This is a genomic window from Pseudomonas izuensis (assembly GCF_002356535.2).
Lineage (GTDB): Bacteria > Pseudomonadota > Gammaproteobacteria > Pseudomonadales > Pseudomonadaceae > Aquipseudomonas > Aquipseudomonas izuensis.
In genome coordinates this window covers 5,670,487-5,691,129 of sequence record NZ_AP017423.2, presented here as the reverse complement: position 1 = coordinate 5,691,129, position 20,643 = coordinate 5,670,487, and the positions used below count along the sequence as shown (strand labels likewise).

Here is a 20,643-nt window from a genome sequence, read left to right as displayed (position 1 = left end):
GTGTCTCTGATCGCTTCTGACCACTTCCGCATCGTTGTCGGCCTCGGCAAGAGCGGCATGTCCCTGGTTCGCTTCCTGGCGAACCGGGGCGTGGCGTTTGCCGTGGCCGATACGCGGGAAAATCCACCGGAACTGGCCACGCTCAAGCGTGACTATCCGCACGTGGAAGTGCGTTGTGGCGAGCTGGATGTCGAGTTCCTGTGCCGTGCCGACGAGCTCTACGTGAGTCCCGGCCTGGCGCTGGCGACCCCGGCCCTGCAGGCTGCCGCTGCCCGTGGCGTGAAGCTGTCCGGCGACATCGAGCTGTTCGCGCGTAACGCGAAGGCGCCGATCGTGGCCATCAGTGGCTCCAACGCGAAAAGCACCGTGACCACCCTGGTCGGCGAGATGGCGGCTGCGGCCGGCAAGCGTGTCGCCGTCGGCGGCAACCTCGGAACGCCGGCACTGGATCTGCTCAGCGACGACGTCGAGTTGTATGTGATGGAACTGTCGAGCTTCCAGCTCGAAACCACCGATCAGCTCAACGCCGAAGTGGCGACCGTACTCAACATCAGCGAAGACCACATGGATCGCTACAGCGGTCTGCCGGCCTATCACCTGGCCAAGCACCGGATTTTCCGTGGTGCGAAGCAGTTTGTGGTCAACCGCCAGGATGCCTTGAGCCGTCCGCTGATGGGCGAGGGTCAGCCTTGCTGGACCTTCGGCCTGAACAAACCGGACTTCAAGGCTTTCGGTATCCGCGAAGAAGACGGCGAGAAGTACCTGGCTTTCGAGTTCCAGAACCTGATGCCGGTGCGCGAGCTGAAAATTCGCGGCGCCCATAACCAGTCCAACGCCCTGGCGGCATTGGCCCTTGGCCACGCCGTCGGCCTGCCGTTCGATGCCATGCTCTCGGCCCTGCGCAACTTCGCCGGGCTGGAACACCGTTGCCAGTGGGTGCGGGACCTGGAAGGCGTGGGCTATTACAACGATTCCAAAGCCACCAACGTCGGTGCTGCCCTGGCCGCCATCGAAGGCCTGGGCGCGGACATCGACGGCAAAATCGTGCTGATTGCCGGTGGCGACGGCAAGGGTGCCGAATTCAAGGATCTGCGTGCTCCGGTGGCAGCCAACTGCCGTGCCGTCATTCTGATGGGCCGTGATTCCGACAAGATCGGTGAGGCCATTGGCGACGCCGTCCCGTTGATTCGCGCCGGTTCGCTGGTCGAAGCCGTGGAACAGTGCCGCGCCGCTGCCCAGCCAGGTGACGTGGTGCTGCTGTCGCCGGCCTGTGCCAGCTTCGACATGTTCAAGAACTACGAAGACCGTGGTCACCAGTTCGTCCGCGCCGTGGAGGATCTGGCATGAGCCTCAAAGGCATTATCAAGCCATTCCCATCGCCACTCATCACCGGGCGCGGCATCGACCTCGACTTCCCGATGCTCGCCGGTTGCCTGGCGCTGCTGGGGCTGGGGCTGATCATGATTGCATCGGCCTCCACCGAAGTGGCGGCGGCACAGTCGGGCAGCCCGCTGTATTACATGATTCGCCACCTTATTTATGTGGTGCTGGGCTTGGGTGCCTGCGTTGTCACCATGATGATTCCGATCGCCACCTGGCAACGCCTGGGCTGGCTGATGCTGATCGGTGCCTTCGGTTTGCTGGTGATGGTGATCGTCCCGGGGATCGGCCGTGAAGTGAACGGTTCGATGCGCTGGATCGGTTTCAGCTTCTTCAACGTGCAGCCGTCCGAGATCGCCAAGGTGTTTGTGGTGATCTACCTCGCCGGTTATCTGGTGCGTCGCCAGAAGGAAGTGCGGGAAAGCTGGATGGGCTTCTTCAAGCCGTTCATCGTTCTGCTGCCAATGGCGGGCCTGCTGCTGATGGAGCCGGACTTCGGTGCCACCGTCGTGATGATGGGGGCTGCCGCGGCGATGCTGTTCCTCGGCGGCGTCGGGCTGTTCCGTTTTTCCCTGATGGTTGTGCTGGCGGTTGCGGCGGTGGTGTTGCTGATTCAAATGCAGCCGTATCGGATGGCGCGTCTGACCAACTTTGCCGATCCATGGGCTGACCAGTTCGGCGCCGGCTATCAGTTGTCTCAGGCATTGATCGCATTCGGTCGTGGCGAATGGCTGGGCGTTGGCCTGGGCAACAGCGTGCAGAAACAGTTCTACCTGCCGGAAGCCCACACCGACTTCGTGTTCTCGGTCCTGGCTGAAGAACTGGGTGCCGTGGGTTCTTTGTGCACGGTCGCGCTGTTCGTCTTCGTTTGTATTCGTGGCATGTACATCGGATTGTGGGCCGAGAAGGCCAAGCAGTTTTTTGCCGCCTATGTGGCGTACGGCCTGTCGTTCCTGTGGATTGGTCAATTCCTGATCAACATCGGGGTGAACGTCGGCCTGCTGCCGACCAAGGGCCTGACCCTGCCATTTCTCAGTTATGGCGGCAGTTCGTTGGTGATCTGCTGTGCCTGTCTCGGTTTGCTGCTGCGCATCGAGTGGGAGAGTCGAACTCATTTGGGCAGTGAAGAGATGGAGTTCCATGAGAGCGACTTCGCCGAGGAGCCGAACCATGGGCGCTAACGTATTGATCATGGCTGGTGGCACCGGTGGCCACGTGTTTCCGGCATTGTCCTGTGCCCGCGAGTTCCAGTCCCGCGGTTATACGGTGCACTGGCTCGGTACGCCGCGCGGCATCGAGAACGACCTGGTTCCGGCAGCCGGTATCGAGTTGCACCGGATCAACGCCAGCGGTGTGCGGGGCAAGGGCAAGTTGTCCTTGCTCAAGGCGCCGTTCATGGTTCTCAAGTCAGTCTGGCAGGCGCGGGCGATCATTCGTCGGTTGCGGCCGGTCTGTGTCGTTGGTTTCGGTGGTTTTGTGACCGGTCCTGGCGGTGTCGCTGCGAAACTGGCCGGCGTGCCGGTGATCGTTCATGAGCAGAACGCCGTGGCCGGTACCGCCAATCGGTTGCTGGTGCCGTTGGCCGCCCGGGTCTGTGAAGCGTTCCCCGACACCTTTACCCTGTCGAGCAGCCGACGGACCACCGGTAATCCGGTGCGCACCGAGCTGTTCCTCGAAACACCGCGACCTGCCCTGGGCGGTCGCAAGGCACGTTTGCTGATCCTGGGCGGAAGCCTGGGGGCAGAGCCGTTGAACAAGTTGCTGCCTGACGCCCTGTCGCAAGTCGCCGTCGACTTGCGTCCGGAGGTATTCCATCAGGCCGGCAAAAACCACGATGAAGTGACTGCAGAGCGCTATCGCGCGGCTGGCGTCGAGGCGCAAGTGCAGCCCTTCATCAAAGACATGGCCCAAGCCTATGGCTGGGCCGACCTGGTGGTGTGTCGCGCCGGTGCGCTGACCATCAGTGAACTGGCTGCCGCCGGTCTGCCCTCGATGCTGGTGCCCTTGCCCCACGCGATCGACGATCACCAGACCCGCAACGCCGATTATTTGGCCCGCGAAGGCGCTGCCTTCCTGATGCCGCAAAGAACGACTGGCGCAGCGGATCTTGCCGCTCGCCTGACAGAGGTCCTGATGCAACCGCAACGACTCAATGATATGGCCACTGCGGCCCGCCGCCTGGCCAAACCCGATGCCACCCGTAACGTGGTCGATACCTGCCTGGAGGTGGCCCATGGTTGAGAATAAGAAAGCCATGCCACAACCGGAAATGCGCCGCATCCGTCGCATCCACTTCGTCGGGATCGGCGGTGTGGGCATGTGCGGGATTGCCGAAGTGTTGTTGAACCTGGGTTATGAAGTGTCCGGTTCCGACCTGAAAGCTTCGCCGGTCACCGAGCGCCTGGAATCCTTCGGCGCGCAGATCTTCATCGGTCACCGTGCCGAAAACGCTGCCGCTGCCGACGTGCTGGTGGTGTCGAGTGCCGTGAACACCTCCAACCCGGAAGTCGCCACTGCGCTGGAACGCCGTATTCCGGTGGTGCCGCGTGCAGAGATGCTGGCCGAGCTGATGCGCTATCGCCACGGTATCGCCGTCGCCGGTACCCACGGCAAAACCACCACCACCAGCCTGATCGCTTCGGTGTTCGCCGCCGGTGGCCTGGACCCGACCTTCGTGATCGGTGGCCGTCTGAATGCCGCGGGCACCAACGCCCAGCTCGGTACCAGCCGTTATCTGATCGCCGAGGCCGACGAAAGCGACGCCAGTTTCCTGCACCTGCAACCGCTGGTGGCCGTGGTCACCAACATCGACGCCGATCACATGGCGACCTACGACGGTGACTTCAACAAACTGAAGAAAACCTTCGTCGAGTTCCTCCACAACCTGCCGTTCTACGGCCTGGCTGTGGTCTGCCTGGACGATCCGGTGGTGCGTGAAATCCTGCCGCAGGTCAAGCGTCCGACCGTGACCTACGGCTTCGGCGACGACTGTGACGTGCGCGCCATCAATGTCCGCCAGCAAGGCATGCAGACCTTCTTCACCGTGCTGCGTCCGGATCGCGAGCCGCTGGATGTCTCGGTGAACATGCCGGGCAACCACAACGTATTGAACGCACTGGCGACCATCTGTATCGCCACCGATGAAGGCGTCAGCGATGAAGCCATCGTCCAGGGCCTGTCCGGGTTCCAGGGCGTCGGCCGTCGCTTCCAGGTCTACGGCGAACTGCCGGTGGACGGTGGCAACGTCATGCTGGTCGACGACTACGGCCACCACCCGACCGAAGTCGCAGCGGTGATCAAGGCTGTACGTGGTGGCTGGCCGGAGCGCCGACTGGTGATGGTCTATCAGCCGCACCGCTACAGCCGTACCCGCGATCTGTACGACGACTTCGTCAATGTACTGGCCGACGCCAACGTATTGCTGCTGATGGAAGTCTATCCGGCCGGCGAAGAACCGATCCCGGGCGCCGACAGTCGCAAGCTGTGCAACAGCATCCGCCAGCGCGGCCAGCTCGACCCGATCTACATCGAGCGTGGTGTCGACCTCGCGCCACTGGTCAAGCCGCTGCTGCGTGCGGGCGACATTCTGCTGTGCCAGGGCGCCGGTGATATCGGTGGTCTCGCACCAAAACTGTTGAAAAGCGAGTTGTTCGCCGGCGCCGTGGCTGCGCCGGTCGAGGGGAAGTTGAAATGACTGCTGCCTACGCCAACCTCGTCTCCACTGTCGCGCCGAAAGATTTCGGCCGCGTCGCCGTGCTGTTCGGCGGCAAGAGTGCCGAGCGCGAAGTGTCCCTGAAGTCGGGCAATGCGGTTCTCGATGCGCTGCAAAGCGCGGGCGTGGACGCGTTCGGCCTCGACGTGGGCGATGATCTGCTGCAGCGTCTGCTGAACGAAAAAATCGACCGCGCCTTCATCATCCTCCACGGTCGTGGCGGTGAAGACGGCAGCATGCAAGGCCTGCTCGAATGCCTGGGCATTCCTTACACCGGCAGCGGCATCCTCGCCTCGGCATTGGCCATGGACAAGCTGCGCACCAAGCAGGTCTGGCACAGCCTGGGCATTCCGACGCCACGTCACGCGGTGCTGAGCAGCGAGGCCGATTGTATTTCGGCGGCCACGGAACTGGGCTTCCCTTTGATCGTCAAACCGGCGCATGAAGGTTCAAGTATCGGTATGGCCAAAGTGACTTCCGCGTCCGAATTGATCGACGCCTGGAAAGCGGCCAGTACCTACGATTCGCAAGTGTTGGTCGAGCAATGGATTCAAGGTCCGGAGTTCACCATCGCCACCCTGCGTGACCAGGTGTTGCCTCCCATTGCCCTGGGCACGACGCACAGTTTCTACGACTACGACGCCAAGTACATCGCCAACGATACCCAGTACCGCATTCCGTGCGGGCTGGACAGCGCCAAGGAAAAGGAACTCATGGACCTCACGGCCAAAGCCTGTGAGGCGCTGGGTATTGCCGGTTGGGGCAGGGCGGACGTGATGCAGGACGCCGAAGGGCAGTTCTGGTTCCTGGAAGTCAACACCGCGCCGGGCATGACCGATCACAGCCTGGTGCCAATGGCGGCCCGTGCGGCCGGCCTGGATTTCCAGCAACTGGTTCTGGCCATTCTGGCCGAGAGCGTTGGCCGCAACGCTGCCAGTCAGCAAGAGCCGCGAGGTTAAGACCATGCAAGGCGCACAGTTGAGACATCAGCCCCCCGCACCCGGCCGCAAGCCGGTGCCGCGGGGTGCCAGCCGAATGGTGGCCAAAGAGCCGATGTCTGCGCGCCTGCCGAAAGCCAATTTCGGCTTTCTGAAAAGTCTGTTCTGGCCGGTGCTGTTGGTCGCATTGGGATTCGGTACTTACGAAGGCGCACAGCGTTTGCTGCCGTACGCCGACCGACCGATCACCAGGATCAATGTGCAGGGCGACTTGAGCTACATCAGCCAGCAGGCAGTGCAGCAGCGAATCGCCCCTTATGTGGCGTCGAGCTTCTTCACCATCGACCTGGCGAGCATGCGCACCGAACTGGAACAGATGCCATGGATTGCCCATGCCGAGGTACGGCGGGTGTGGCCGGATCAAGTGGTGATCCGCCTGGAAGAACAACTGCCGGTGGCTCGCTGGGGCGACGAATCGCTGTTGAACAACCAGGGACAGGCGTTCACGCCGCGTGAGCTGGCGAATTATGAACACCTGCCGCAGCTGTTCGGCCCACAGCGGGCTCAACAGCAAGTGATGCAGCAATACCAGGTGCTGAGCCAGATGCTCAGGCCCCTGGGTTTCTCGATTGCACGCCTGGAGTTGCGTGAACGAGGCAGTTGGTTCCTGACCACTGGCCCCGGCAGTGCGGGCCCTGGAATAGAACTGCTGCTGGGACGCGGCAACCTGGTGGAAAAGATGCGCCGTTTCATTGCCATCTATGACAAGACGCTTAAAGAACAGATTACGAACATTGCGCGCATCGATCTGCGTTATGCCAACGGCCTGGCCGTTGGCTGGCGCGAACCTGTAGCGCCTACGACAGCCCAACCCGCTGTCGCGAAGAATTAAGAGAGGCAGGACCCATGGCAAACGTTCAAAGCGGCAAAATGATCGTCGGTCTCGATATCGGCACCTCCAAGGTGGTGGCGCTGGTAGGCGAGGTGTCGGGCGACGGCACGCTGGAAATCGTCGGGATCGGTACCCATCCGTCCCGCGGCCTGAAGAAAGGCGTGGTGGTGAACATCGAGTCCACCGTGCAGTCGATCCAGCGCGCCATCGAAGAGGCACAGCTGATGGCCGGTTGCCGCATCCACTCGGCGTTCGTTGGCGTGGCCGGCAATCATATCCGCAGCCTGAACTCCCACGGCATCGTGGCCATTCGTGATCGCGAAGTCAGCTCCGCCGACCTCGAGCGTGTGCTCGACGCCGCCCAGGCCGTGGCAATCCCGGCTGACCAGCGCGTGCTGCACACCCTGCCGCAGGATTACGTGATCGATAACCAGGAAGGCGTCCGTGAGCCTCTGGGCATGTCCGGTGTGCGACTGGAAGCCAAGGTTCACGTCGTCACCTGCGCCGTCAACGCCGCACAGAACATTGAAAAATGCGTGCGTCGCTGCGGCCTGGAAATCGACGACATCATTCTCGAGCAACTGGCGTCGGCGTACTCGGTGCTGACCGATGACGAGAAAGAGCTGGGCGTGTGCCTGGTGGACATCGGCGGTGGCACCACCGACATCGCGATCTTCACCGAAGGCGCGATCCGTCATACCGCGGTGATCCCGATTGCGGGCGATCAGGTGACCAACGACATCGCCATGGCGTTGCGCACCCCGACCCAGTACGCCGAAGAAATCAAGATCCGCTACGCCTGTGCCCTGGCCAAACTGGCCGGTGCCGGTGAGACCATCAAGGTGCCGAGCGTTGGCGACCGTCCACCGCGCGAGCTGTCCCGTCAGGCCCTGGCCGAAGTGGTCGAACCGCGTTACGACGAGCTGTTCACCCTGATCCAGGCCGAGCTGCGTCGCAGCGGCTACGAAGACCTGATCCCGGCCGGCATCGTGCTGACCGGCGGTACGTCGAAGATGGAAGGCGCTACCGAACTGGCCGAGGAAATCTTCCACATGCCGGTGCGCCTGGGCGTGCCTCATGGCGTGCGAGGCCTGGATGACGTGGTCCGCAACCCGATTTATTCCACCGGTGTCGGCCTGTTGATGTACGGCCTGCAGAAACAATCCGACGGCATTTCGTTCTCGGGTATCGGCAGTCGCGACAGCTACAGCAACGAAGAACCGAAAGGCGCCTTGCTCGATCGCATCAAGAGCTGGGTCCAGGGCAATTTCTAAGATTCACCGCAGCACCGCTACACCGTTGTAGATACAGGCAGTAGGCGAAAAAACTAGAGAACGTAAAGGAGAGGGAAAATGTTCGAACTCGTAGACAACATCCCCGCAAGCCCGGTTATTAAAGTTATCGGTGTTGGCGGTGGCGGCGGCAACGCCGTGAATCACATGGTCAAGAGCAACATTGAAGGCGTTGAATTCATCTGCGCCAACACTGATGCCCAGGCGCTGAAGAGCATCAGCGCGCGGACCATCCTGCAACTGGGTACCAGCGTGACCAAGGGTCTGGGTGCCGGTGCAAACCCTGAAGTAGGTCGTCAGGCCGCTCTCGAAGATCGTGAGCGCATTGCCGAAGTCCTGCAGGGCACCAACATGGTGTTCATCACCACTGGCATGGGCGGTGGTACCGGTACCGGTGCTGCGCCGATCATTGCTGAAGTGGCCAAGGAAATGGGGATCCTCACCGTTGCGGTGGTGACCCGTCCGTTCCCGTTCGAAGGCCGCAAGCGTATGCAGCTGGCTGACGAAGGCATCCGCCTGCTGTCGGAAAGCGTCGACTCGTTGATCACCATTCCCAACGAGAAGCTGCTGACCATCCTCGGTAAGGACGCCAGCCTGCTGTCGGCTTTCGCCAAGGCTGACGATGTACTGGCCGGTGCCGTTCGCGGTATCTCCGACATCATCAAGCGTCCGGGCATGATCAACGTCGACTTCGCCGACGTACGTACCGTGATGAGCGAAATGGGCATGGCAATGATGGGCACTGGCTGCGCCAGCGGTCCGAACCGTGCACGTGAAGCGACTGAAGCGGCCATCCGCAACCCGTTGCTCGAAGACGTGAACCTGCAAGGTGCACGCGGCATCCTGGTGAACATCACCGCCGGTCCTGACCTGTCCCTGGGTGAGTACTCCGACGTGGGTAGCATCATCGAAGCCTTCGCTTCCGAGCACGCCATGGTCAAGGTCGGTACCGTTATCGATCCGGACATGCGCGATGAGCTGCACGTGACTGTCGTTGCGACCGGTCTGGGCGCTAAAATCGAGAAGCCTGTGAAGGTCATCGACAATACCGTTCACACATCGATGGCTTCCCAGCCACAACAACAAGCCCCTGTTCGTCAGGAAGCTCCAGCAGTGAACTACCGTGACCTGGACCGTCCGACCGTCATGCGCAACCAGGCTCAGGCCGGTGCTGCGACTGCCGCGAAGATGAATCCACAGGATGATCTGGATTATCTGGACATCCCGGCTTTCCTGCGTCGTCAGGCCGATTGATGAAATGTATCAGGGCTATGAAGGTGATTGGTGTTCAGCAAAGGCGTGGTCTGCTATCATCGCCAGCCTTTGTTGATACCAGTTCGCAATTTGCGCTGAAGCGGCCCAAGCCATGATTAAACAACGCACACTGAAAAATATTATCCGTGCCACAGGTGTAGGTCTGCACTCCGGGGAGAAGGTTTACCTGACCCTCAAGCCTGCGCCGATCGACACCGGCATTGTGTTTTGTCGTGCCGACCTCGATCCGGTGGTGCAGATCCCTGCACGCGCGGAAAACGTTGGTGAGACCACGATGTCGACCACGCTGGTCAACGGTGACACCAAAGTGGATACGGTGGAGCACTTGCTCTCGGCCATGGCTGGCCTGGGCATCGATAACGCCTACGTCGAGCTCTCCGCGTCCGAAGTCCCGATCATGGATGGTAGCGCTGGACCCTTCGTATTTCTGATTCAATCGGCTGGCCTGGAAGAACAGGACGCCGCCAAGAAGTTCATCCGCATCCTGCGCGAAGTGACAGTGGAAGACGGCGACAAGCGCGCCACTTTCGTCCCTTTCGAAGGTTTCAAGGTGAGTTTCGAGATTGATTTCGATCACCCGGTTTTCCGTGATCGCACACAAAGTGCAAGCGTGGATTTTTCCAGCACTTCGTTCGTAAAAGAAGTCAGCCGCGCCCGTACTTTTGGTTTCATGAGCGATATCGAGTACCTGCGCAAGCACAACCTCGCACTCGGCGGTAGCGTTGAAAACGCTATCGTGGTCGACTCGGATGGCGTACTGAACGAAGACGGTCTTCGCTACGAAGACGAATTCGTGAAGCACAAGATCCTCGATGCAATTGGTGACCTCTACCTGCTGGGCAATAGCCTGATTGGTGAGTTCAAGGGCTTCAAGTCCGGACATGCACTGAACAACCAACTGCTGCGCAAGTTGATTGAACAGAAAGATGCCTGGGAAGTCGTGACCTTTGAAGACGCCAGCACTGCACCGATTTCTTACATGCGCCCTGTTGCGGCCGTGTAAGTAAAAAACCTCTCTAGTTTTTAAAGGCTACCTTCGGGTGGCCTTTTTTTATGCCCTGGATTTTGTGGTGTCTGCACCGGCCCCATCGCGGGCAAGCCTTGCTCCTGCACTGTGGGCGCAAGGCTTGCCCGCGATGAGGCCGGTCGGGCCACCGAAAATTTCAGGCACAAACCACCCGATTTCGCCCCCGTTCCTTGGCCTGATACAGCGCCTTGTCCGCCAAAAACAGCAACTGCTCCAGGCTGATATCGCTCGCTGTCGTCCAGGTGCTGATGCCGATGCTGACGGTCATCGGCTGGTCATCGCCTGCCACCACGGGCAACTGTTCCACCTGCGTACGGATGCGTTCGGCGATCTGCCGCGCGCCTGCGTGGTCGGTTTCGGCCAGGATCACCGAAAACTCCTCGCCGCCGTAGCGGGCCACCAGGTCTGTCGGGCGATGGACGTTGGCGCCAATGACCTCGGCCAGTGAGCGTAGAGCCTCGTCGCCGGCCTGGTGGCCATGGCGATCGTTGAACGCCTTGAAGTGATCGGCGTCGATCATCAGCACTGACATCGGCTTGCCGGAGCGTTGCGCCCGAAACCATTCGTGGCGCAGGGTCTGGTCGAGCGTCCGGCGATTGGCCACGCCGGTCAAGGCATCGGTGGCGGCCAGTTGCGCCAGTTCCTGCTCGGCGCAGTGTCGCAGGCGCAGTTCGCGACAGAGCAACCAGGTCAGCCAGAGCAACGCGGCGCACAGGACCCCGGTGGCGCCGCTGATCACAATGGCCGTGCGTTGCCAGGTGGCGAATACCTCGTCGCCGGAAAGGGCAACGATGACCGTCAGCGGCAGGTTGCCGACCCGGCTGAAGGTGTACAGGCGTTGTTGTCGGTCGATGCTCGACACGCCGTCGAAGCTGCCGCTGCCCTCGCGCAGCATGCGCACGACGTTGGGCCGGCCGGCGAAGCTTTTGCCAATTGAGTTGTCTTGCAGAAACGGCTTCTGTGCCAACAGAACTCCGTCGTCATTGATGATGGCCAGCGTACTGCCAGTACCGATGTCCAGGCTGTTGAACAACTGATCGAAGTACGCCAGGCGCATCGAGGCCACCGCGACACCCAGGAACTCACCGGTGGGTGATGAAATGCGCCGGCTGAAACTGATTTGCCATTCGTCACTGTAGGCGCAGTCGCAACGGGGTTTGAACGGGCGGCTGATGAACATGCCGCTGTCGCGGTTCTGGACATGGGCGAGGAAATAATCGCGGTCAGCGAAGTTACCCGGCTTGGGCTCGATCAATGACGAGTCGGCGAGCACTTCACCCTTCTGGTCCAGCAACAGAATGTCGCCCTTGTAGCGCGCCGTAGTGGAGCGGTCGAACAGCACCAGGTGACGGATTTGCGCCGAAACCTGTTTCAGGTCATCCCGTTGCGCCGCGGCAATCAAGCCTTGCAGGGTCAGGTCGTAGAGCTCCACGGTGCGCAGTACGTCGGCGTCGATCAATTGCGCGATGGTGGTTGCACTGCGTGTGGCGGCCTGCTGGGCGTTGGCATGTTCGCGGATCAGCAGAAAGGTGACGATGCTGAGGATCGCAATGACCGTCAGGCTGCTGCCGAGGATCACCAGGATCTCGGGCCGTCCGGCGTTGCCTGAACCATTGGAAGTACGGCGTACGGTCATGGGGCTGAAGTCTGCGGGAATGACTGAGTAAGCGTAGTCCCATAACCGTAGCAGCCAGGAAAAAGGCCCGCGACAGCAAACCTCTGATCTCTGTAGGAGCCGGCTTGCTGGCGATAGCGGCGTGTCAGGCACCCGCATGTCTATTGATGCGCCGCCTTCGCCGGCAAGCCGGCTCCTACAGGTTACGCGGTTGATCAGAACACATTGATCGGGTAGTCGACGATCACCCGGTACTCATCGGTGTCCTGATCCAGGGCGCCGTAACCATTGCCGCCACGGTTGGTCGCCCATTGCAGGTGCAGTGCCAGGTCCTTGGCTTTACCGCTCTGGACCACGTATTTCAGGTCAATGTCACGCTCCCAATGCTTGGCGTGTTTGCCGTCGGCGTTGTAGAACGCGGCATAGCCGGGACTGTCGGGGTCAACCTGGGTCAGGTCCAGTTCGCCTCGTGAGTACGACACGGCCGATGTCACACCCGGCAGGCCGAGTCCGGCAAAGTCGTAGGCATATTTGAGTTTCCACGAGCGTTCATTCGGACCGTTGAAGTCTGAGTATTGCTGGGAGTTGTCGAGGAAGATGCTGTCGCCCTGGCTGATGTAGTCGAACGGGGTGTTGCCGTTGACCCGCTGGTAAGCGGCAGTGACGCTGTGATGACCCACGCCGACCGTGAAATGCAGGCTGTAGGTGTTGTTGTCGATGTTGCCCAGCAGCGCATCACCAGTGTCTTGCGTGTGATAGAAGTGCAGGCCCGGGTTGAGGCTGATCAGGTCATTGAGTGCGTAGGTGTAATCCAGGTCGAAGTAGTACTGGTTCCAGATGTCCTTCAGCTCGGCGGCATACAGACTGCTGGTCAGTCCCGGCAGGCTGCTCCAGGCTACGCCGGCCCAGTTCAGGTGCTGGCTGTCCTTGCCTTCGGGCAGGCTGCCGTAGGACGTGCCGATGCGGGTATGGCCACTCTGGTTGTACGGCTTGGTGAAACTGGCCTGGCCACCTTCGATCATCACGCCGTCGATGCTGTGGTTGGTCAGGCTGACCCCACGAAAGGTCTGGGGCAGCATGCGGGTTTCGCCACCGGCGATCACCGGATTGGCGAGAAACAGGTCGCCGGCCTTCAATTCGGTATCCAAAGCACGCATTTTCAGGGTGCCACCGGCAGTCGAGAACGACTCCGGCGCTTTGCCGTTGCCATCGCTGACCGGCAGGATGCTCGAATTGTCCGTGCCGCCACCGCCGTCGAGCTTGAGCCCGAGCATGGCATGGGCATCGATGCCGAAGCCGACAGCGCCTTCAGTGAAACCCGATTCGAAGACCCCCAGCAAACCCTGGCCCCACTCGATGTTGTCGTCGGCCTGCTGCAAGCGATTGCGGTTCATGTAGTAGTTGCGGGCGTTGAGATGAAGGCTCGAATCTTCGACGAATCCTGCGGCGGGCGAATCATCGGCGGCCTGGGCGCTGGTGGCCATCGTTGCAGCGATTGCAATGAACAACGGTGTGAATCGAAATGGGAAACGCACGTGCGGTAAAGCTCCTTGGGTCAACTTGAAACGTCACTGTTTTGCTGGTCGGGGATGTTTATGGCAGGTGTGCCGAAGCCGGCGGGTTTAAATCCACAACGAAAAAAGCCGCTGATGGCAGCGGCTTGGAAGACAACTTTTCAAAGGGAAGAGCCGATGAAAAGTGTCGAGGGAAACTGGAGCGAGGCGCAGATATCAGCTGTCTTTCTCGGCCTGTGGCTGGGCCTGAGTGCTCGATGCTTGCGGGGCCTGGGTGGCTTGCTGAGCTTTGGCTGTCATCTCGATCTGGTGCTGTTCGTACGCGGCGACGCGTGCTGCATTTTGTGCAGCGAAGGTCTGCGACTCTTCAGCCATGGCGAATGGGGTTACGAACAAAGAGGACAAAACGAAAGCGCTGGCAATACCCATACTGTTGGACATCTTTAAAACCTTCTTGCTTGGCAAGTGCTGTTTGATGGCGGCAAAGATAGGGATATCCGGCGATGGGAAAAAGAGCGGATTCATGAAAGGACTGTTACACAAAAAGCAACAGTAGTTGGTTCGTAAACTGAAACCATTGTGGGAGCGAGCCTGCTCGCGAAGCAGGCGACTCGGTACAGCTCAGGAACCGAGGTTATGCTTTCGCGAGCAGGCTCGCTCCCACAAGGGGTGGGGTCAGACGGGCAGGTGAATGCCGAAGGTGTTCATGCCGTGATCGCTGCGCACAAACACATCCCCGCCATGCATCAGCGCAATCGCCTTGACGATTGCCAGGCCCAACCCATGGTTGTTGCCGCTGTTGCTGCGCGAGGCGTCGACGCGATAGAAGCGTTCGAACAGGCGCGGCAGGTGTTCGCTGGCAATCGGCGAGCCGGGGTTGGCAACGCCGATACTGACCTGATGCTCCTGGGCTTCGATGTGCACCTCAATCACCTGTCCGGGGCCGGTGTGCTGCACCGCATTACTCAACAGGTTGATCAGCGCCCTTCGCAGGTGCGCGATCTCGATCCGCACCTGGGCATCGCCGCTGACCTGTACCTTCACCTGGGCATCTTCGAGGATGAAATCCAGGTATTCCAGGGTCGTCGCCACCTCATCGGCCAGCGAAGTGGCAATCAGTTGGGTGGCCTTGCTGCCCTGATCCGCACTGGCGAGGAACAGCATGTCGTTGATGATCGAGCGCAGTCGCTCAAGCTCTTCAAGGTTCGATTGCAAGACCTCGAAATAATGCTCCGCCGAGCGTCCACGGGTCAGCGCAACCTGGGTCTGGCCGATCAGGTTGGTCAACGGCGAGCGCAGCTCATGGGCGACGTCGGCGTTGAACGATTCCAGGCGCGAGTAAGCCTGCTCGACCCGCTCCAGCGTGGAGTTGAATGAATTGACGAACTGGTTCAGCTCCGGTGGCAGTGATGACATTCGCAAACGCCCTGAGCGCAAGGGCGGGGCGAGGCGTTGGGCCTCCTGAGACAACTTGATCAGCGGCTTGAGCCCGATTCGCGCCACCCAGTAACCCAGTGCCGAGGCCAGCAGCACGCCGACAATCGCCAGGCCGATCAGGGCGATCAGCAGTTGGTGTTGAGTCTGGTAAAACGTTTCGGTGTCGATGCCGATCATGAAGCGCAGCGGTGGGCGCTGATCCTTGGCCGGGAACTGACTGACCAGCACTTTCAGCGGGTAGGGCTGATCCGGCAATTTCATGTCACGCATGCCCAGCGGCCCTTGGGCAAACGCGCGGATCTGCGGTGTCAGGTTGCCGTATTCGTAGAGTGGATCGCCACTGATGATCCAGAAGCTGATGCGCTTGTCTTCTTCACCGAGCAGCTTGAGCTTGTTGTTGATCTTCACCCAATGCTCGGGCGTACCGTAACGGCCGACCGTGGATTCGAGCACGCTGTAGCGCGCGTCCAGTTCGGCTTCGGGCAGCAGGCCCAAACCTTTGTCGACCTGCTGATACAGCGCCCAGCCGATCAGCAGGAATACCAGCAGCGCCACCAAGGTGAACATTCCACTGAGGCGCAGGGCAATCGAGTTACTGGACACCACGGCTCTCCAGCACATAACCCATGCCACGAATCGTGTGCAGCAGTTTCTCTTCGAACGGCCCGTCGAGCTTGGCCCGCAGGCGTTTGATCGCGACTTCGACCACGTTGGCGTCGCTGTCGAAATTGATGTCCCAGACCATTTCGGCGATCGCTGTTTTCGACAGGATTTCTCCCTGGCGGCGGGCCAGAACGCTGAGCAGCGAGAATTCCTTGGCGGTCAGGTCCAGGCGTGTGCCGGCGCGGGTGGCCTTGCGGCTGATCAGATCTATCCACAGGTCGGCGATGCTTACTTGCACCGGTTCATGGCCACCGCTGCGACGGGTCAGCGCTTGCAGGCGCGCCACCAGTTCGAGGAAGGAAAAGGGTTTGCCCAGGTAATCGTCGGCGCCGTCGCGCAGGCCTTTGATGCGGTCTTCGACCCGCTCGCGGGCGGTGAGCATGATCACCGGGGTTTGCTTGCGCGCGCGCAGGGCGCGTAGCACACCGAAGCCGTCGAGGCCCGGCAGCATCACGTCGAGGACGATCACCGCGTAATCGCTTTCCAGCGCCAGGTGCAGGCCTTCCACGCCGTCGCGGGCCAGGTCCACGGTGTAACCCTGTTCCGTCAGGCCGCGGTGCAGGTAGTCCGCGGTTTTTTCCTCGTCTTCGATAATCAGAACGCGCATGACCCCGCCTCAGTCTGTGGTCGCCAGCGTCGTTGCGGACGCTGTTTTTTTAGGCCGATGGAATAGCCGCTCCAGCCACAAGTATATGACCGGCGTGGTGAACAGCGTCAGCGCCTGACTTACCAGCAGGCCGCCAACCACCGCGATCCCCAGGGGTTGGCGCAACTCGGCGCCGGTGCCGTAGCCGAGCATCAGCGGCAGGGCGCCGAGCAGGGCGGCGAGGGTGGTCATGATGATCGGCCGGAACCGCGTCAGGCAGGCCTGGAAGATCGCTTCTTCCGGCGGCAAGCCGCCTTTTCGCTGCGCTTCGAGGGCGAAGTCGATCATCAGGATGCCGTTTTTCTTGACGATACCGATCAACAGCACTAGCCCGATCAGGGCCATGATTGAAAAGTCCTGGCCGCAGATCCACAGCATGATCACCGCCCCCAGGCCCGCCGAAGGCAAGGTCGAGATGATCGTCAACGGATGCACGAAGCTCTCGTAGAGCACGCCAAGGATGATGTACACCGCCACCAGCGCCGCCAGAATCAGCCATGGCTGGCTGGCCAGCGAACTCTGGAACGCCTGGGCCGCGCCCTGGAAGTTGCCGCTGATGGCCGCCGGCATGCCGATGTCGACCTTGGCCTGGTTAAGCATGATCACCGCATCGCCCAATGCCACGCCGGGCGCGAGGTTGAACGACAGGTTGGCGGCCGGGAACATGCCGTCATGGGCGATGGACAGCGGGCCGACCGTTGGCGCATCGAACCGAGCCAGGGCCGACAACGGCACCATCTCACCGCTCAGCGGTGAGCGCAGGTAGAAGTAGTTGAGGCTTTCCGCCTTGCCGCGTTGTTTGGTGTCCAGTTCGAGAATCACGTTGTACTGGTTGATCTGGGTCTGGAACTCGTTGATCTGCCGCTGGCCAAAGGCGTCATACAGCGCCTCGTCGACATCGCTGGCAGTCAGGCCGAAACGGGAGGCGGCGCTGCGGTCGATGCTGATGTGGGTGATGCTGCCGCCCAGTTGCAGGTCGTTGGAAATGTCGCGGAATGCCGGGTTGCTGCGCAGTTTTTCCGTCAGGCGCTGGGTCCAGGTGCTGAGGGTCGGGCCGTCGTTGCTCTTGAGCACATACTGATACTGGGCGCGACTCGGGCCGGAACTGAGGTTGATGTCCTGGCCGGCCCGCAGGTACAGGACGATGCCAGGCACTTTCATCAGTTGCGGGCGGATCCGGTCGATGAACTGGCTGGCCGAGACATCGCGGTCACTGCGTTTTTTCAGGGTGATCCAGAACCGGCCGTTGGCAATGGTCTGGTTGCTGCCCGAGACCCCGACCGAGTGCGAGAACGTTTCGACCGCAGGGTCGGCGGCGACGATTTCGGCCATGGCGAGGTGCTTTTTCACCATATCGCCGTAGGAAATATCGGCGGCGGCTTCGGTAGTGCCGAGGACAAAACCGGTGTCCTGAATCGGGAAGAAGCCCTTGGGAATCAGCACGTACCCGGTCACGGCCAAGCCCAGGGACAGGCAGAACACGCCGAGCATCAGGCGTTGATGGGCGAGGGCGCGGTGCAGGCCTTTTTCGTACCAGGCCAGCAGGCGCTCGCCGAAGCCCGGTTTATCGTGGGCGTGATGCACCGGTGCGCGCATGAACAGCGCCGCCAGGGTTGGCGCCAGCGTCAACGACACCACCACCGAAATCATGATGGTCGAAGTGGCGGTCAGGGCGAACTCCTTGAACAAGCGTCCGACCACGCCGCCCATGAACAGCAGCGGAATGAACGCCGCTACCAGTGAGAAACTGATCGACACCACGGTGAAGCCGATTTCCCCCGCACCCTTGATCGCGGCCTCGCGCATACCGTCACCGGCCTCCAGGTGGCGGTGAATGTTCTCTACGACCACGATCGCATCGTCGACCACAAACCCAACGGCCACCACGATCGCCACCAGCGTCAGGTTATTCAGGCTGAAACCCATGACGTACATCAGGGCGAAACTGGCAATCAGCGATACGCCCAGTACCGCCGACACAATCAGGGTCGCCGACAACTGGCGCAGGAACAGGGCCATCACCGCCACCACCAACATGATTGCGATCAGCAGAGTGATTTCCACTTCATGCAGCGAAGCACGGATGGTCTGGGTGCGGTCGATCAGCGTCTTGACCTGCACCGACGCGGGGAGCATCGCTTCCAGCCCCGGCAGGGCCGCCTGAATGCGGTCCACGGTCTCGACAATATTCGCCCCCGGCTGGCGGAAGATCACCAGGTTGACCCCCGGTTGCGTGCCCGCCCAGGCCTGGACGTAGGCGTCTTCCGAACCGTTGACAACCTTGGCGACGTCCTTGAGATGAACCGGTGCACCGTCCTTGTAGGAAACGATCAATTGGCTGTAATCATCGGGGCGGAACAACTGGTCGTTGGTGGACAGGGTCGAGATGCTCGACTCCCCGTACAGCGCACCTTTGGCCAGGTTGAGGCTGGTCTGCTGGATCGCCAGACGGATGTCCGCCAGCGTCAGGCCGATGGCTGCGAGTTTGTCTGCCGACACCTGGACACGGATCGCCGGACGCTGCTGACCGGTGATGGCGACCTGGCCTACGCCGTCGATTTGACTGATCTGACGGGACAACAGGGTTTCCGTCAGGTCGCTGAGTTCGGGACCCGGCATCAGGGAGGAATTGACGCTGAGGATCAAGACCGGACTGTCGGCCGGGTTGACCTTGCGCCAGGTCGGCAGGTTCGGCATGTCCTTGGGCAGCTTGCCGGCGGCGGTATTGATCGCGGCCTGCACTTCCTGGGCGGCGGTGTCGATGCTTTTGTCGAGGGTGAATTGCAGGGTCAGGTTGGTCGAACCCAGGGCACTGCTTGACGTCATCTGGGTCACGCCGGGAATGGCGCTGAACTGCACTTCAAGCGGCGTGGCCACCGAAGAGGCCATGGTTTCCGGGCTGGCGCCGGGCAGTTGTGCCGCCACCTGGATGGTCGGGAACTCGGCTTCGGGCAAGGGCGCCACCGGCAGGCGCGGAAAAGCGATAGCGCCCAGCAGCACCAGCGCAAACGTCAGCAGAACCGTGGCGACCGGGTGGTCGATGCACCAGGCGGATATCGAACCGTGGCCTTTCATGGCGCGGCCTCCGACTGCACCACTTGCGCCGGGTCGGTCAGCACTTGCACGGTGGCTCCGGGCTTGAGCCGCGACTGGCCGTCGCTGACCAGCACATCACCCGGTTCGACGCCCTTGATGATGCTCTGGCTGCTGCCCTGAAAAACCATCTGCACCGGTACGGTTTCGACCTTGTCACCCTTGACCCGATACACGAAAGGCTGGTCCAGGCCACGCTGTACGACGGTGGGCGGTACCACCAGCGCGTCTTTGTCCAAGGCTGTCTGAATTTTTACCGTCACCAGCAGCCCCGGCCAGAGTTTCTGCCCGGCGTTGTCGAATTCGGCCTTGGCACGGATGGTCCCGGTGTTGGCGTTGATCTGGTTGTCGATCAGGGTCAGGTGGCCTTCACCCAACAGGTTACCGGTCTCACCGTCGGTGTCGGCACCGATGTAGGCCTTGACCCTGGCATGTTGCGGATCATTGATCAGGCCTTGCAGGGTCGGCAACATTTGTTGCGGCAGGGAGAATTCCACGGCAATCGGGTCGATCTGGGTGACGGTGAACAGGCCTTGGGCATCGGTCATGCGCAGGAAATTGCCTTCGTCCACCGTGCGGATACCGACGCGGCCACTGACCGGAGAACGAATCTGTGTGTAGGAAAGTTGTACCTGGGCCGAATCAATCGAGGCCTGATTACCCTGGGCGGTGGCCTTGAGCTGGTTGACCAGCGCCTGTTGCTGGTCGTAGGTCTGTTTGGATACGCCGTCGTCGACGCTCAGCAGTTTGTAACGCTTGAGGTTGACCTGCGCCACTTGCAGTTGCGCCTGGCTTTCGCCCAGTTGCGCCCGGGCCTGGTCGAGGCTGGCGCGGATCGAACGGTCGTCGATGGTGGCCAGCAGGTCGCCCTTGCTCACCAACTGGCCTTCCTTGACCAGGATTTTGGTGAGAATGCCGTCGATTTGCGGGCGCACCACGACGCTGTGCAACGACAACACCGAGCCGATGCCGCTGACGTAGCGGGGGACGTCTTTTTCGGCGACGCTGACCACCCGCACGGGGATGGCGCCGGGTGCCGCGAGCTTTGCCTTGGCGGGCTTGGTGGCATACCACAGGCCCAGCGCTGCCAGGAAAATCAGAAGGGCGACAAGCAGGACGGGTTTTTGCTGGATTCGCATGCGAGTGAGGCGCCAGGGCA

Annotated in this window: 16 protein-coding genes; 9 read left to right on the top strand and 7 right to left on the bottom strand. The window is 61.1% G+C overall.

The window, feature by feature from the left end:
• The 9 genes from murD to lpxC all read left to right on the top strand — a co-directional run bounded on the left by murD (window position 1) and on the right by lpxC (window position 10,492).
• On the top strand, window positions 1-1,347 hold the full coding sequence (gene murD / locus LAB08_RS25360; protein ID WP_096509152.1) for a UDP-N-acetylmuramoyl-L-alanine--D-glutamate ligase: 1,347 nt from the start codon (window positions 1-3) through the stop codon (window positions 1,345-1,347).
• Complete coding sequence (gene ftsW, locus LAB08_RS25355) at window positions 1,344-2,561, top strand: putative lipid II flippase FtsW (protein ID WP_096509153.1); 1,218 nt, start codon at window positions 1,344-1,346, stop codon at window positions 2,559-2,561. The genes murD and ftsW overlap by 4 nt, the downstream gene beginning before the upstream one ends.
• A complete protein-coding gene (gene murG / locus LAB08_RS25350) occupies window positions 2,551-3,621 on the top strand; it encodes an undecaprenyldiphospho-muramoylpentapeptide beta-N-acetylglucosaminyltransferase (RefSeq protein ID WP_096509154.1) in 1,071 nt (356 codons plus the stop codon). The genes ftsW and murG overlap by 11 nt, the downstream gene beginning before the upstream one ends.
• Window positions 3,614-5,074 (top strand): UDP-N-acetylmuramate--L-alanine ligase, encoded by a 1,461-nt coding sequence (gene murC / locus LAB08_RS25345; RefSeq protein ID WP_096509155.1) that lies wholly within the window; start codon window positions 3,614-3,616, stop codon window positions 5,072-5,074. The genes murG and murC overlap by 8 nt, the downstream gene beginning before the upstream one ends.
• Entirely contained in the window at window positions 5,071-6,051 is a 981-nt protein-coding gene (locus LAB08_RS25340) for a D-alanine--D-alanine ligase (protein ID WP_096509156.1), read from the top strand. The genes murC and LAB08_RS25340 overlap by 4 nt, the downstream gene beginning before the upstream one ends.
• A 4-nt stretch (window positions 6,052-6,055) precedes the next feature.
• Window positions 6,056-6,922 carry a cell division protein FtsQ/DivIB gene (locus LAB08_RS25335; RefSeq protein ID WP_096509157.1) on the top strand — a complete coding sequence of 289 codons (867 nt, stop codon included), beginning with the start codon at window positions 6,056-6,058 and terminating at the stop codon, window positions 6,920-6,922.
• Window positions 6,923-6,936: 14 nt separating this feature from the next.
• Entirely contained in the window at window positions 6,937-8,196 is a 1,260-nt protein-coding gene (gene ftsA, locus LAB08_RS25330) for a cell division protein FtsA (protein ID WP_096509158.1), read from the top strand.
• Window positions 8,197-8,274: 78 nt separating this feature from the next.
• Complete coding sequence (gene ftsZ / locus LAB08_RS25325; protein ID WP_095193000.1) at window positions 8,275-9,468, top strand: cell division protein FtsZ; 1,194 nt, start codon at window positions 8,275-8,277, stop codon at window positions 9,466-9,468.
• 112 nt (window positions 9,469-9,580) lie between these two features.
• Window positions 9,581-10,492, top strand: coding sequence for a UDP-3-O-acyl-N-acetylglucosamine deacetylase (lpxC, locus tag LAB08_RS25320; RefSeq protein WP_003178240.1), 912 nt, complete (start codon window positions 9,581-9,583; stop codon window positions 10,490-10,492).
• A gap of 160 nt (window positions 10,493-10,652) precedes the next feature.
• Here lpxC and LAB08_RS25315 read toward each other — a convergent pair whose 3' ends face one another.
• The 7 genes from LAB08_RS25315 to LAB08_RS25285 all read right to left on the bottom strand — a co-directional run bounded on the left by LAB08_RS25315 (window position 10,653) and on the right by LAB08_RS25285 (window position 20,623).
• Window positions 10,653-12,152, bottom strand: a complete 1,500-nt coding sequence (locus LAB08_RS25315) for a sensor domain-containing diguanylate cyclase (RefSeq protein WP_096509159.1) — start codon at window positions 12,150-12,152, stop codon at window positions 10,653-10,655.
• A gap of 194 nt (window positions 12,153-12,346) precedes the next feature.
• Entirely contained in the window at window positions 12,347-13,666 is a 1,320-nt protein-coding gene (locus LAB08_RS25310; RefSeq protein WP_096509160.1) for an OprD family porin, read from the bottom strand.
• Between the two features lie 195 nt (window positions 13,667-13,861).
• Complete coding sequence (locus LAB08_RS25305) at window positions 13,862-14,086, bottom strand: hypothetical protein (protein WP_096509161.1); 225 nt, start codon at window positions 14,084-14,086, stop codon at window positions 13,862-13,864.
• Window positions 14,087-14,320: 234 nt separating this feature from the next.
• On the bottom strand, window positions 14,321-15,685 hold the full coding sequence (locus LAB08_RS25300; protein ID WP_096509162.1) for a heavy metal sensor histidine kinase: 1,365 nt from the start codon (window positions 15,683-15,685) through the stop codon (window positions 14,321-14,323).
• A complete protein-coding gene (locus LAB08_RS25295) occupies window positions 15,675-16,352 on the bottom strand; it encodes a heavy metal response regulator transcription factor (protein WP_033056445.1) in 678 nt (225 codons plus the stop codon). Before LAB08_RS25295 ends, LAB08_RS25300 begins: the two co-directional genes overlap by 11 nt.
• A gap of 9 nt (window positions 16,353-16,361) precedes the next feature.
• On the bottom strand, window positions 16,362-19,466 hold the full coding sequence (locus tag LAB08_RS25290; protein WP_096509163.1) for a multidrug efflux RND transporter permease subunit: 3,105 nt from the start codon (window positions 19,464-19,466) through the stop codon (window positions 16,362-16,364).
• The gene (locus tag LAB08_RS25285) at window positions 19,463-20,623 is read right to left on the bottom strand and encodes an efflux RND transporter periplasmic adaptor subunit (protein ID WP_096509164.1); all 1,161 of its coding nucleotides are present in this window, start codon (window positions 20,621-20,623) and stop codon (window positions 19,463-19,465) included. Before LAB08_RS25285 ends, LAB08_RS25290 begins: the two co-directional genes overlap by 4 nt.
• Between the last annotated feature and the right edge of the window lie 20 nt (window positions 20,624-20,643).